The sequence below is a fragment of the Lentilactobacillus hilgardii genome (assembly GCF_009832765.1).
GTDB lineage: Bacteria > Bacillota > Bacilli > Lactobacillales > Lactobacillaceae > Lentilactobacillus > Lentilactobacillus hilgardii.
On sequence record NZ_CP047121.1, the window covers coordinates 2,134,438 to 2,148,239 of the forward strand.

A 13,802-nucleotide genomic window follows, 5' to 3' on the forward strand; every position below is an offset into this window, starting at 1 on the left:
ATTATACAATGTTTCAGGCGGAAAAATCAGTATTAATCTTTTTGATACGGTAATTTCTTGAAATATCCCGGTTTATTAGTCTGTCGAGAACGAGCAATTGCCATGTCATATTTATTAACCGGTCGATTAATTGTAGATCCGGCAGCAATAAAGGAGTGATCCTCAATTTCAAGAGGTGCAATCAAATTAGAATTGCTTCCAATAAAGGCATCATCCCCAACAGTTGTCTCATGCTTTTTAGCCCCATCGTAATTAACAAAAATGACACCGCAGCCAACGTTGATATTTTTGCCTAATTTAGCATTTCCAACATAAGTTAAATGGCCAACTTTAGTGCCCTCTCCAATTGAAGCTTTCTTAACTTCCACAAAGTTCCCAAGATGGACGTGTTTGCCAATTAGAGCACCCGGACGCAAGTGGCTGTTTGGGCCAATATCCGAATAATCCAGCATTTCAGAATCCTGAATAAGTGAAGATGTCACTGTAACGTGATCATGAATTGTGGAATTGCGAATCTCGGAATTTGCACCAAGGTAACAGTCATGACCAATTGTCGTTGAGCCTTTCAGCTGAACTCCAGGTTCAATAACTGTATCAGAACCGATTTTAACATCTGTATCAATGTAAGTCCGTTCGGGATCGATCATCGAAATACCATCTTGCATATGCTGACGATTGATTCTCGTCTGCATAATTTTGGTTGCCCGTGCAAGCGCAACCCGATCATTAACGCCCATTGATTCATCAAAATCAGACATTTGATAAGCTGCAATAGTCTCTCCTTCTGATTTAAGAACCTCGATAACATCTGTCAAATAGTATTCGCCCTGGGCATTATCGTTATTAATTTTATGCAGTGCCTCAAACAATGCCTGATTATCGAATACATAAACACCAGTGTTAATTTCATGAATGGCTTGTTCCTCAGTCGACGCATCTTTTTGTTCGACAATCTTCTCCACAATTCCTAAATTGTTTCTGACAATTCGACCGTATCCCGTCGGATCAGGTGCATTTGACGTTAAGATTGTTGCTTTAGCCTTTTTATTCTCATGGTAAGTAAACAGATTTTCAAAAGTATGAGCCGTAAACAAAGGTGTGTCACCACTAACAACCATCGTCATGCCATCCAGTTTACCAAGAAGGTCTTCCGCCTGCAAAACAGCATGTCCGGTACCCAATTGCTTTTCTTGAACAACATATTGCGTTCGTTTGCCAAGATTATCCCGAACTGCATCAGCACCAAATCCAACGACCGTTACGACATTATCCATATCAGCTTTTTCTACTTGCGTTAAAACATGGTCTACCATTGTTTTACCACAAAGTCGGTGTAACACTTTATAGAGTTTGGATTTCATCCGAGTCCCTTTACCGGCTGCTAATATGATTGTATTTTTTGTTGCCATTCTAATTTCTCCTCAGTGAGCCATTTTAATTAAAAATCTTCTCAAGATAGTTACCAGCTTGAGAAACAACCGTGTTATTTTCCGCATCGACACGCATGAGCGATGTATAGTCTTCAACAACCCGGCCGCTTTGAACCGTACTTTCAGCCACAACACCAACACCAATTAAATTGGCATCAAACTCTTCGACCATTGAAATCATACCACCGATTGTCCCACCGCCACGCATGTAGTCATCAACAATCAAAACGTTTGAATCCGGCTTTAAACTCCGTTTTGATAATGACATCTTCTCAATTCGTGTTGATGATCCAGAAACATAATTCACGTTCACCGTAGAACCCTCAGTGATTTCAGTATCGTGTCGGACAATGACAAAGGGGACGTTTAAGAAGTTCGCAACGCTTTGGGCGATTGGAACACCTTTGGTTGCAATTGTCATCACAGCATCGACATCTTGATTCAAATACTGGGTTGCAAAAATGCGGCCAATTTGTCGAAGCGTTGCTGGGCTTCCCAGTAAATCAGACATATACACATATCCTCCAGGTAAATAGCGTTTATCAGAGGACATTTCGTCTATTAATTTTCCAACAACCTGCTGCGCCTCTTCCTTTAAAATATAAGGCAAAAATCTGGTACCACCTGCAGCCCCCGGAATGGTTTCCAAGAGTCCGGTTCCTCGTGCCTGAAATGTTCGTTTTAAAATTGTTAAATCTTCACTAATTGATGATTTTGCTGAATCATAACGGTCGGCAAAAAATGTTAAAGGAACCAACGTATGCGGGCGCTCTAACAAATACCTAGTCATATCAATCAATCTGTCGCTTCTTCGTACTTTCAATTCTCCCACCTCTAGTTTATGTAATATCTATTTGATTTTATCATAAATGTTCGGGTTTAGGGAAATTTGGTGAAATTATCATCAATTTCTTAGCATTTTGATAAATAATTACTCACTTCTGCTTTGTAAGTAATTATACCCCAATGAAATCGCATAAATACCTGCTTCAATTGTCGCAATAAAGAAAGTAACCGGCCAATTTGTCACGTACCCCAAATATAATCCAAACCAAACTCCGAACAACGCAAAGGCAATACCCAGCATCATCATTTTTAAAACCGTATGCGTAAAATACTTAGCGCTTGCAGCTGGCAGTGTTAACAAAACAAAGATTAGAAGTGATCCAACAATTTGGGCAGCAACACTCACACTAAAAGCCAATAATACCAAAAAAATAATTGAAATGAGTGAACTATGCACATGGTTGGTCTGTGCTCCCACCGGATCAAAGGAATCATCCTTCAAGTTTCTAAAAATAACAAAGAGAATTAATAAAACAATGACAGATAACACAACCATTTGTAAAACATCCTGGCGACTGATTCCAATAACACTACCAAACAAAATATTAGTCGCATAACTAGAATTTTTGTTGGAAAGTGACAGAAATAAGATGCCTAAACCAATAAAGAAACCGGAAATCGCACTAATAACAGCTTCTCTTCGGGACTCAACTTTCCCACTCAGTTCCCCAACAAGGATTGAACTGATTGTCGTAAACGTCAGCATCCCGTTTAGTGGCGTCCACCCAATAAAAATTCCAAACGCTGCGCCGGCAAACCCGATTTCTGAAAGTGTATGCGTCATAAATGGCATATTTCGGGCTGTGACAAAAACGCCCATAATGCCACTGACAATTGCAATTAACGTTCCGGCAAGATAGGCGTTCTGCATAAATTCAAAACTAAACATACAACTCCCCCTTTGAATCATTATGAAGGTCTGAAATGGCCCCGGTACTGTATCCGTCTCTGCGAAGCCAAAGATAGCGATCTGGATATTCATGGATCAGCTGCATGTCATGCGAAACAAACAGAATGGTCAGTCCCATATCATTATTAAGCATCGTCACAACATCAAGCAGTTCTTTTTTGGTATTTGGATCCAAACTAGCCGTTGACTCATCTAAGATAAGCAGGTCCGGATGATTAAGAAGTGCTTGGGCAAGATATGCCTTCTGTTTTTCACCACCGGATGCCAATCCAAGCGGCCGATCGGAAATGGCTGTCAGACCGACCCGATTCATGACTTCTCCAACACGTGTTCGTTCTTTTTTAGAAAGCCAGGGTAACTTAATACCGGTATAGCTTAACGAAACAAAGTCTCTGACAGAAAGTGGATATTCAACATCGATGTTTCTAAATTGAGGAACATACCCAATCTTCAACCCTTCTTTAAGGATTATTTTGCCGGAAGACGGCCGAAGCTGTTTTAAAATAAGGCGAACCAAAGTTGTCTTTCCAACGCCATTTTCACCGATCACGCCTAAAAAATCTCCACGATTTACTTTGAAACTTAGTTTTGAAAGCACTTGATGATTCGGAAAACTCAATGATAAGTTTTCAGCTGAAATTAATGTGTCACTCAAACGATTACCTCCGCTTTGTAAAAAGTAATTATTACTGTTACAGTGTAAAATAAAAAATGCTTTTTCTCAATTCAATTCCAAATAAAAATGAATTGCTTTAACAAAAATTATTTTTATAAAGCAATTCATTTTTGAATTTTTTATCTATTATCAAGACTATTGATTAATTTTTTCTGAAGTAACCTGTGTTAAATAAACCTCACTACAGAAGCCTGAAATACTATTATACACTCTTCTGGCCCGTGATTCAGTACGACAAACGCCAAAAACGGTTGGTCCGCTTCCACTCATTTGTGAGCCATCACAACCATATCTGATTAGTCGTTGCTTCAAAGTCAATATTTGAGGATGCTCGGCTATCGTGATTGCTTCCAATGCATTCCCCATATTTGAAATAATCGCGGAATAGTCATTATCCGCAATACCTCGTAAAAGCTCATCTGTATTCGGATGAATGACAGGCGTCCTAGCCAACTTTTTTAAAATACGCGGCGTTGAAACGCTAACGTGTGGTTTAGCCAAAATAAACCACATCTTGGGAAGCTTATTTAAGGGCGTAATGATTTCACCCCGACCGCTTACCAAAGCAGTATCGCCATAAATACAGTACGGCACATCCGAGTCGACTTGAAGCCCCATCTTGGCCAAGGCTTCAAGTGATAAGCCAACGTCAAAAAGATTGTTTAGCGCTTTAAACACAGCAGCGGCGTCAGATGAACCACCACCCAGTCCGGCAGCTATCGGAATATTTTTTTCAATTAAAATTTTTAACCCGGTTTGAATCCGGGTTTCTTTGAGAAAAATTTGGGCAGCTTTATACGCCAGATTTCGATTATCTTCTGGAAGAAATCCGCTATCGGAATAAACCTTGATTGTATTGGTATCGTTAGTTTCTACCTGAACGTAATCACTTAAACCAATTGAAGTCATGACCATTCGCCACTCAATTGATCCATCCGAATGCGTAAAAGGTGTATCCAAACTGAGATTCAGTTTTGCCGGCGCTCGAACAATTATTTTCAACGACGACACCTCTTTTCGTGCACTTTTTAAAACAATTTAACACATCAATCATGTTTAACTAAATGTGACACACCATAATTAACAAAATTATACTAAATTATATCGTACTTGTCAGTGACTAATGCATCATTATCAATATTCAAAAAGAGCAGAAAAAAAGGCCAAACACAAATTCCAACTTGCGCTCGCCCCTAGACATAGGTAAACATACTAATCGACTTGTTCATCATCAAAATTCACTGCGATATTTTTGGTTAAAATATCAGTATAACTATACGAAACCCTCTCGAAGCTGGATTTTCCCGGATCCAACTCAACAATGAAAACAGCATGAAATGTTTCCCTCAATATTCCGTGCCGTTTGGTTGTCTTACGACGCCCAATTTGAGAAGTTACAAGAACATGCTGACCAATATGATCATCCATTCTGTGTTTGATCACAGATAAAGTTATTGGCATGCCACTCACCTCACGATAAAGCATTATACCATAAAAGTAATAAAACCGCAAATTATATCACAAATCACTTTATCTGGCAATATAAAATTACTTTAATACCCCAATTTCATGAAACGCATTCGTCAATGCCACAAACTGTTCTACCTGAAGCTGTTCCGGACGATTTGCGGCATTGATTGACAAGTCATCCAAAACCTTCTTTATCTGCCCTTTAACACTTTCCTGCTTTCCAAAAACACCCAGTAAATTATTCCATAGCGTTTTTCTCTGATGCATAAAACATCCCCGAACAAAGCCAACGAACTTTTTGTGATCAAAAGGACGCTTGTCAACCTGCATTTTCGGAGACAATTTAACAATAGCAGAATCAACCTTGGGTTGAGGAATAAACGCTGTTTTGGGAACAACAAAAGAAATGTCAACATCATTTTGCTGTTGAACAATGACTGAGAGTGACCCATATGGTTTAGTCCCAGGTTTGGCATCCAATCGCTCGGCTACTTCCTTTTGCATCATCACAACTATTGATTCGAATTTAACCGGATTGGCTAATAAATCCATCACAATTGGTGTTGTTATATAATATGGTAAATTGGCAACAACTTTAAGCGGCTTGTCAGTCCTAAATCTTTTTGCGACAACTTCGGGCAAATTAGCCTTTAAAATATCTTGATTAATAATTTCAATGTTGTTATACGGTGATAGTGTTTCATCTAAAACCGGAAGTAATTTTTCATCAATTTCAAAAGCCAGTACTTGATTTGCGGCCTTAGCCAATTGTTCAGTCAATCCACCAATTCCAGGGCCAATTTCAATCACATTATCATTTTTAGTCAGCTCTGCAGCCTCAACAATATTGTTTAGAATATTCAGATCAATCAGAAAATTTTGTCCCAAACTTTTTTTTGCTGATAACCGATATCGGTTTAAAATTGCCTGTGTCCTTGCAGGAGAGGCAATTTCTGGATAATCACTCATTTTATTTATCTCCATCTATCTTCTCAACTGCATCCAAAAACTGTTGCTGGGAGATCCCAAACATTCGCAGTCGGTGTTGCAATTGTTTTCCGTTTACATAACCAATTCCTAAAAGTTCACCTAATTTTTCACGTCTCTGTTTAGCGTCCGGATACCCCATCAACCCAAATTTCATTAACGTTTCCCGGCTAATCAATTCCTCTGTCTGATCATCTTCCGTATAGACATGGCTAAGCGCTTCTCTAATAGCCTCCACACTGGCATGTTCCACTCCAAGAGACCCTTCTGAACGTTTGGGAACCCCTTGTTTTTTAGTAATAAATGCATGCTTGGCGTTAGGAATTTCCGCCGAAATTGTTTTACGAATCTTTTCGCCTGAAAAATCCGGATCGGTAAACACAATAATGCCCCTTGTCTCGGCAATTTTCTTAATCAGTGCCATGGTTTCATCAGGGATAGCGGAACCACGGGTCTCAATTGTATCGGCGTCAACTGCCCTTAAAATTTGTTTTGTATCGTCTTTGCCTTCAACGACAATGACTTCTTTAATTTTTTTCATTATCCTCAATTCCAAATAATCGTAATGCATTACTATAAGTGTGAGCAGCAATCACATCCGGATTGACATCGCATAACCGGGCAATTGCTTCAACCGTATATAAAGTATACGCTGGTTCATTTTGTTTCCCTCTCAGTGGCTCAGGTGCCAAATACGGGGCATCGGTTTCGACCAGCATCCTATCAAACGGCGTATTCCTGACAGCATCGTGAACATCATGGTTTTTTTTAAAACTGGCAACACCACTATATGAAACCGACATGCCCAAATCAAGGAATTTCTTAAGCCACTCCGGATCACCATTAAAGCTGTGCATCACACCACCAATATCATGAATATCCATTTCTTTTAGAATCTCATAAGTGTCTTCAAAAGCTTCTCTATTATGAACAGAAATCGGCAAATGAAGCTGCTTTGCGATATCAATCTGTTCTTTGAAGACCCGTTTTTGAATGGATCTTGGCGAAGTGGTTTGGTAATAATCCAATCCGATTTCACCAACTGCAATAACCTTTGGGCTTTGAAGCTGTTCAATCAGCAACTGCTTTTGCTCATCGTGAAAGTGAATCGAATCTTCAGGGTGCCAACCGATAATAGAATACATATCGTTATATTTGGCACTTAAAGCAAGTGACCGGTCATTTAATACCTGATTAGACCCAACATTTGCAAGTTTAACCACACCCAGACTCTTGGCATGCTCGGCATAACGATCGGCTTGTGAATAAAGATGATCGTCATTTAAATGCGTATGAGAATCAAAAATTTTCATGGTAACCCCCTCAATTATTTTCATTAAAAATCACAAAAACGGACCGCCTTTCTTATCAAATGAAAGATGAGAAAATCGGTCCATTGATGACTTATTCCAAAGTTAATCCATTTTCAAGATGTGAATCTACTGTAACTAATTCAACGTTACCATCATCATGTTCAACTGACAATAACATTCCCTGACTAACCTGTCCACGCATCTTTCGTGGTTTCAGGTTAGAAACAATAATAACTTTCTTTCCAACTAATTTTTGATAGTCGGGATACCACTGTGCAATTCCTGAAAGAATTTGACGATCGCCATCGTCACCGGCATCCAATCGGAACTGAAGCAATTTGTCGGCTCCCTCGACTTTTTTGACATCAAGAATCTCAGCCACTTTAAGTTCAATCTTTTCGAAAGCGTCAAACCGGACTTCTTTTTTAGTCAATTTCAACTCGGTTTCTTCAGGATCGAACTTTTTTTCGGCTGCGGCTTTCATTGCGGCTCGTCCCTTGGCTTTTGTATTTGTTGTCATCTGGTCCTTAATAAAAGCAACTTCTTCATCAACATCCACCCGAGGAAAGATTGGTGTGCCCTTTGCGACTGTCTTGGCACCGGCAGGGAGATCCGAAATATCAAGATTTTTAATATCAATAGCTTCATCTAATCCAAGCTGTTGAAAAATCTCTTTAGGTGCATGTGTCATGATTGGGCTGATTAATTCAGCAATAACCCGGAGGCTGGCTGCCAAATGGGACATAACAGAAGCTAATTTTTCCTTATCAGCATCATTCTTGGCTAAGACCCAAGGTTCCGTCTGGTCAATGTATTTATTGGATTGAGAAACCAGTTTCCAAACTTCAGATAACGCTTCTGAAAAATGCAGGTCATCCATACTCTTCTTAAAACCGGCAATGGACTCTTTAGAAACTTCCTCCAGTTCCTTGTCAGCTTCATTGACACCAGCCTTAAACTCAGGAATAATACCGCCTTCATACTTATTAATCATTGAAACAGTTCGATTTAATAAGTTCCCCAAGTCGTTGGCCAAGTCAAAATTAACCCGGTCAACAAAATCTTCCGGCGTAAAAATACCATCATTTGCATATGGCATTGCCCGCAATAGATAATATCGCAGTGCATCCAAGCCGTAACGGTCCATTAACGTCTCTGGATAAATCACGTTCCCTTTAGACTTGGACATTTTACCGTCTTTCATTAACAGCCAACCATGTCCGTAAACCGTTTTAGGGAGTGGTAATCCGAGTGCATGCAAGATAATCGGCCAGTAAATGGTGTGGAAACGAACAATTTCTTTTCCCACCATCTGAACATCAGCGGGCCAATACTTCTTGAAATCACTGTCATCTTTACCATCATAACCAAGTGCGGTTATATAGTTTGACAAGGCGTCAATCCACACATACACCACGTGTTTAGGATCGGATTTAACAGGCACACCCCAATGAAAGGTCGTTCTTGAAACGGCCAAATCTTCAAGGCCAGGATCGATAAAGTTCTTAATCATTTCATTCATTCGCGTTGAAGGTTGGATGAAGTCCGGGTGGTCCTGATAGTATTGACGCAGCCAGTCGGCATATTTACTCATCTTAAAGAAGTAGGACTGCTCGTGAACCAACTGAACTTCATGGCCACTGGGTGCTTTACCGCCAATAACCTTACCGTCATCATCACGATAAACTTCCGCCAGTTGACTTTCAGTGAAGTATTCTTCATCCGATACAGAATACCAGCCCGTATACTCACCAAGATAGATATCGCCTTGATCTTGAAGCTGCTGAAAAATGTCTGCAACTGCCCTTTCGTGATAATCATCGGTCGTTCGAATAAATTTAGTGTTGGAAATCTCAAGCTTTTTCCAAAGCTCTTTGATGCCCTTGGCCATCTTATCGACATATGCCTGGGGTGTCATCCCTAGCTTGTCCGCTTTCTGTTCAATCTTTAATCCATGTTCATCGGTTCCAGTCAGGAAGAAAACATCGTAACCCATCGCACGCTTGTAACGAGCAACGGCATCACAAGCAATGGTGGTATATGAATTACCGATATGTAACCTTCCTGAAGGATAATAAATTGGTGTTGTTATATAAAATGTTGGCTTACTTTCTGCCATGAAAGTACCTCTTTTCCAATCGAATTAATCTATGATTATTTGATAATATTACAGTCAAGTATAGCAAAAAAAGCCACTGTGTGCGAGAGCCAGCAGGAAAAGTTTACCCATAAAACTGACACCAACTGCTGAGGTTCTTTTGCTTCATTCTCGTGTAGATTCTTCTAGTTATTGGGGCCTTTAGAACAGATCCATTTGAAGAGGTGACAACCCGCCAAAAGAAATCCCCAGCATTTTTTTCAATTCGAGTGCGTTGTCAGCCGCATCCCGACCGGCGTTATTATTGAAAATGATGCAGACTTCCCTGGTTTGATCCTGCAACTTTAAGACGACATCTTTTAATCGTGCCAGTTCTTCAGTGGAATATCGATAAAGTGTTCGTTTACCGCGCCAATCACCTGTTGTATCCGTCCACCCTTTGATGTTGCGCCCGTGTAATCTTAGCATGCAAAGATCTTTATTGGTCACAAGTGGTTCAAACGGAACCCCCATATTGGTCGTATGTGGTTCATCCACCACAACCAAATCCAGTCCAAGTTCCTTAAGATACCCGGCAACATCATCGATTATATTTTTGCCGTACCACGACGGATTTCGAAACTCAACCGACACCGGATATCCTTCCATGAAAATGCTGATACGGCGAAGATATTCAATTGTTTCGACTTTCCTCGCAAAATACGGTGGAAACTGAAAAAGAATTGTTTTCAGCTGGCCCGCCCGAACAAGTGGTGTAATTGCGCGCTTATATTCATTGAATTTAGTAAACCGTTCTTCATTGCTAACCGGATCCCCACTTCCCTGATCATGCATTGTCATGACCTGATTAGCTTTTAAAATAAATTGAAAATTATCGGAAACCTGTTGTTGCCAATGCTCAATGACCTCAGTTCTTGGGATCCCATAAAAAGGCGTATCCAATTCCACAACTGGAAAATGAGCACTATATTCTGACAATCGAACTTTACGCTTTGAATCATCAATTAGTGAGGGATGCTCAGAAAATGTCGTCAATCCAATTGTAATCATCTCGCGTCACCCCCATTAAGAAACGTCAATTCTTTGATGATACATTCACATTCAAATCATCAAAAAAATCAACGGCATTTTGTTTAATCATTGTAAACGGAAATGTAAAACTAAGTTGCTCTTCATTAACCGCCAAGACCCGGGCATTTTGGGGGCGATAGTCAATAAGTCCTGCAAAAGGATAGACCCGCATTGACGTACCGACGATCACGATCAGATCAGCTTCCGAAACGGCTTTAATACTCTTAGAAATTGCGTTTGGATTTAGTCCCTCTCCATAAAGAACAATGTCCGGACGCAGGACACCGCCACAATTTCGATGATACATACTGTTTAAATAATCCTTGTAGTCAACTTTTTTGCGACATTTTTGACAATACACATTATATAAATTGCCATGAAATTCAACTAAGTTTTTGGTGCTGGCTTTCCGATACAGACTATCAATATTTTGGGTGACAACAACGGCGTCCCTCTTTTGAGTGAACTCAGCCTGACGGTCGTGAATAACGTTCGGCTTGGCATCGGGATAATACATATTTGATTTTTCATACTGATAAAATACCTTGGGCTCGTCGCGTAAGCAATCCACACTCAAATAATACTCAGCCGGTTTATCCGTTTTGTCATTGGTATATAAGCCATTTTTAGAACGGTAATCCGGGATTCCGGACGCGGTTGAAACCCCAGCCCCGGTCAGAAAAACGATCTTTTTTGCAGTGTCAAACATTGTTTGAATCTTTTGATCAATCATTTATCTCACTCCTCGGATAATAAAAAAATCTATTTACGTTCAATATAAGGCATTTTTAGACTGTCGAACAAGGCTTTAACCGTTTTACCATAAATTTCCTGGAAAAACTCTGGATTATCCTGTTCTCCTTTCGGATTTGCCAAAACAAACGAATTTTGATCGTCAACCCGGTTAAAGCCAACATAGGCCCGCGTGTTGCTGTTCACCTCAATGAGTTCAGAATGAAATACTTCGAATAGTTGCTTGACCTGCAATCCAAGCTGGCGTTTCGAAAGAACACTGGTTAAGGTTGTAAACTCGGTATTGTGCAGGGGTGGCAATGCCCATTGTTTCATCTGTTCATCAAAGGCTTTAAACAATTTGACAACATTTCGACGAAGGCCAAAAGGTGAATCAGTCGGCTTCTCTGTAATCAACTGATACAATTTTTCAGCAGCTGCTAATGAAATCGGAAAATCCTTTTTTAATTTATCGGCTACCTGACTAAACCGATCACCGTAAAACACCATTGCATCCAATAATGTCATTAACCGAAGCGTCATTTGATCGTCAACCGGATCGGGTTCCGGCTTAATTGTTGCATAAACCCCTTTCATATACATAGCTTCAATTTCATCGTCAATCAAACCATGCTTTCTCTGTTCGGAAACGACAACAAAGTGAGACACCATGTCGTAAAGCTCAGTCCCCATCATTTTTAACTGATCATCCAAATCGGCATTGCCGGTTGTTAAAGAAAAGAAAACCTGCGGAAATCCTCTTAAAACCATTAATAAGTGTAATAATTCATGGGAGGCCGTATAGTTTGGTGCGCTTAAATCAGCAATTTGAATCATAATATTTTTGCCATCCTGGACAACTTGGGATTGATCGTGTCGAACGTATCCAGACTGAAGTTTCCCAAGGAAATTAACGGTTACCGTTCCCGGAAAGAAGTTGTTGACCGCATCAATTAAGCTGTGTACCTGATCGTTTAATTCAATATTAATTTCGTTATCCATTATTTCATCCTACTTTCGTAATTCCTTTAAAATCTTCTTAACATCCGTTGAATCAGGCGATGTCATGTGTCGAAGCTGTTTAACAACCGTCGGTAATTCCGACTCTTTTGTGCCGTTAGCCATCGCAAGCGACTTCAATTGTAAATTCATATGGCCCTTTTGAATACCATCAGTCACTAATGCCCTGAGTGCAGCCAAATTTTGAGCCAACCCGATCGCCCCAATCACTTCCATCATCTCACGGACTCGTTTGATTCGGGTAATTTTTTTATTAATGGCAGCCATTGGCAAAACACTGGTTGCACCGCCAACGAAACCAATCGGCATTGGTATCGTCATCTTACCGATCAGGTAGGCTTGATTCACACGCCAAGTACTCAGCCCTTTGTATTGACCATCTTTGGCCGCATACGCGTGGGCAGCACTTTCTACAGCCCGCCAGTCATTTCCTGTTGCCATCACCGCCGCATCAATCCCGTTCATAATCCCTTTATTGTGGGTAGTGGCTCGGTAAACGTCAACCTGTGCAATGTGACTCGCGTCCACAATTTGAGAAGCAACCTGCTGACCGGTTATGCCAGAAGTTGTCAACTCGGAGAGGGGAATTTTCCCCAAGACATGGACCAAACTTTTATCGGCATAATTGGAAAGGATAGCCATTGTAACCTGCAAACCAAATGAACGCAATTCATTGGCCACTGCTTCAAGCATGGTATTGACCAAATTGGCCCCCATTGCTTCTCCTGAATCAACCTGTAAGTCCACTGAATAGAATTGCGGATCCAGTCGTCTTACTGACAGAGACTTTGCACCACCACCATGTTTAAGAATTCGGGGACGACTATTATTGGCAATCTCAATAAGTTCTTGTTGACGATCACTTATAAATTCCCTTAGTTGTCTTGCATCACTAATGTCCTTTAAAATAATTTGACCACTCAAAAGCCGCTGCTTTACGCTGGCCTTGATACCCATGTCCCCCGATAACAGTTTTCCGCCATTACTGGCAGCCGCAATGACTGAAGGTTCTTCAGTCACCATAGGAACAAGATACTGACGGTTGTTAACTTTCATGTTGGTGACAATTCCTTCGGGCAGCGCATAGTCTGCAAGGTAATTTTCTATCAAATGTCCAAAGACCTTAGCGTTGGTTGTTTTAAGCAAAGCTACTTGATCACTGTTTAAGCCTGAGAAATCTGCAATCAAATCAAGTCGTTCCCGATATGATTTTTGATAGAAATGTGCCCATCGAGCATCCATTTGCCCC

Annotated in this window: 14 protein-coding genes; all 14 read right to left on the bottom strand. The window is 40.4% G+C overall.

Annotated elements, in window-relative coordinates:
* Positions 1 to 32: 32 nt before the first annotated feature.
* The 14 genes from glmU to GQR93_RS10225 all read right to left on the bottom strand — a co-directional run bounded on the left by glmU (position 33) and on the right by GQR93_RS10225 (position 13,795).
* Entirely contained in the window at positions 33 to 1,409 is a 1,377-nt protein-coding gene (gene glmU, locus GQR93_RS10160) for a bifunctional UDP-N-acetylglucosamine diphosphorylase/glucosamine-1-phosphate N-acetyltransferase GlmU (RefSeq protein ID WP_003554979.1), read from the bottom strand.
* A 25-nt stretch (positions 1,410 to 1,434) separates the two neighbouring features.
* On the bottom strand, positions 1,435 to 2,253 hold the full coding sequence (gene purR / locus GQR93_RS10165; RefSeq protein ID WP_080544236.1) for a pur operon repressor: 819 nt from the start codon (positions 2,251 to 2,253) through the stop codon (positions 1,435 to 1,437).
* A 108-nt stretch (positions 2,254 to 2,361) separates the two neighbouring features.
* Positions 2,362 to 3,165 (bottom strand): metal ABC transporter permease, encoded by an 804-nt coding sequence (locus tag GQR93_RS10170; protein ID WP_003554977.1) that lies wholly within the window; start codon positions 3,163 to 3,165, stop codon positions 2,362 to 2,364.
* Complete coding sequence (locus GQR93_RS10175; protein WP_035444897.1) at positions 3,158 to 3,841, bottom strand: metal ABC transporter ATP-binding protein; 684 nt, start codon at positions 3,839 to 3,841, stop codon at positions 3,158 to 3,160. The genes GQR93_RS10170 and GQR93_RS10175 overlap by 8 nt, the downstream gene beginning before the upstream one ends.
* Before the next feature lie 156 nt (positions 3,842 to 3,997).
* The gene (ispE, locus tag GQR93_RS10180) at positions 3,998 to 4,864 is read right to left on the bottom strand and encodes a 4-(cytidine 5'-diphospho)-2-C-methyl-D-erythritol kinase (RefSeq protein WP_003554975.1); all 867 of its coding nucleotides are present in this window, start codon (positions 4,862 to 4,864) and stop codon (positions 3,998 to 4,000) included.
* 210 nt (positions 4,865 to 5,074) lie between these two features.
* Complete coding sequence (locus tag GQR93_RS10185; protein ID WP_035444895.1) at positions 5,075 to 5,323, bottom strand: Veg family protein; 249 nt, start codon at positions 5,321 to 5,323, stop codon at positions 5,075 to 5,077.
* An 87-nt stretch (positions 5,324 to 5,410) separates the two neighbouring features.
* A complete protein-coding gene (gene rsmA, locus GQR93_RS10190) occupies positions 5,411 to 6,301 on the bottom strand; it encodes a 16S rRNA (adenine(1518)-N(6)/adenine(1519)-N(6))-dimethyltransferase RsmA (RefSeq protein ID WP_035444893.1) in 891 nt (296 codons plus the stop codon).
* Between the two features lies 1 nt (position 6,302).
* The gene (rnmV, locus tag GQR93_RS10195) at positions 6,303 to 6,860 is read right to left on the bottom strand and encodes a ribonuclease M5 (protein WP_003554969.1); all 558 of its coding nucleotides are present in this window, start codon (positions 6,858 to 6,860) and stop codon (positions 6,303 to 6,305) included.
* Positions 6,847 to 7,632: a TatD family hydrolase gene (locus tag GQR93_RS10200; RefSeq protein WP_035444891.1), complete on the bottom strand. Its 786-nt coding sequence runs from the start codon at positions 7,630 to 7,632 to the stop codon at positions 6,847 to 6,849. The genes rnmV and GQR93_RS10200 overlap by 14 nt, the downstream gene beginning before the upstream one ends.
* Before the next feature lie 91 nt (positions 7,633 to 7,723).
* Positions 7,724 to 9,751 (bottom strand): methionine--tRNA ligase, encoded by a 2,028-nt coding sequence (gene metG, locus GQR93_RS10205; RefSeq protein WP_003554965.1) that lies wholly within the window; start codon positions 9,749 to 9,751, stop codon positions 7,724 to 7,726.
* Between the two features lie 180 nt (positions 9,752 to 9,931).
* Positions 9,932 to 10,780, bottom strand: coding sequence for a DUF72 domain-containing protein (locus GQR93_RS10210; RefSeq protein WP_003554963.1), 849 nt, complete (start codon positions 10,778 to 10,780; stop codon positions 9,932 to 9,934).
* 25 nt (positions 10,781 to 10,805) lie between these two features.
* Complete coding sequence (locus GQR93_RS10215; RefSeq protein ID WP_003554962.1) at positions 10,806 to 11,534, bottom strand: NAD-dependent protein deacylase; 729 nt, start codon at positions 11,532 to 11,534, stop codon at positions 10,806 to 10,808.
* A gap of 29 nt (positions 11,535 to 11,563) precedes the next feature.
* Positions 11,564 to 12,535 carry a hypothetical protein gene (locus GQR93_RS10220; protein WP_003554960.1) on the bottom strand — a complete coding sequence of 324 codons (972 nt, stop codon included), beginning with the start codon at positions 12,533 to 12,535 and terminating at the stop codon, positions 11,564 to 11,566.
* A gap of 9 nt (positions 12,536 to 12,544) precedes the next feature.
* Positions 12,545 to 13,795 (bottom strand): hydroxymethylglutaryl-CoA reductase, degradative, encoded by a 1,251-nt coding sequence (locus GQR93_RS10225; RefSeq protein WP_003554958.1) that lies wholly within the window; start codon positions 13,793 to 13,795, stop codon positions 12,545 to 12,547.
* Positions 13,796 to 13,802 lie beyond the last annotated feature (7 nt).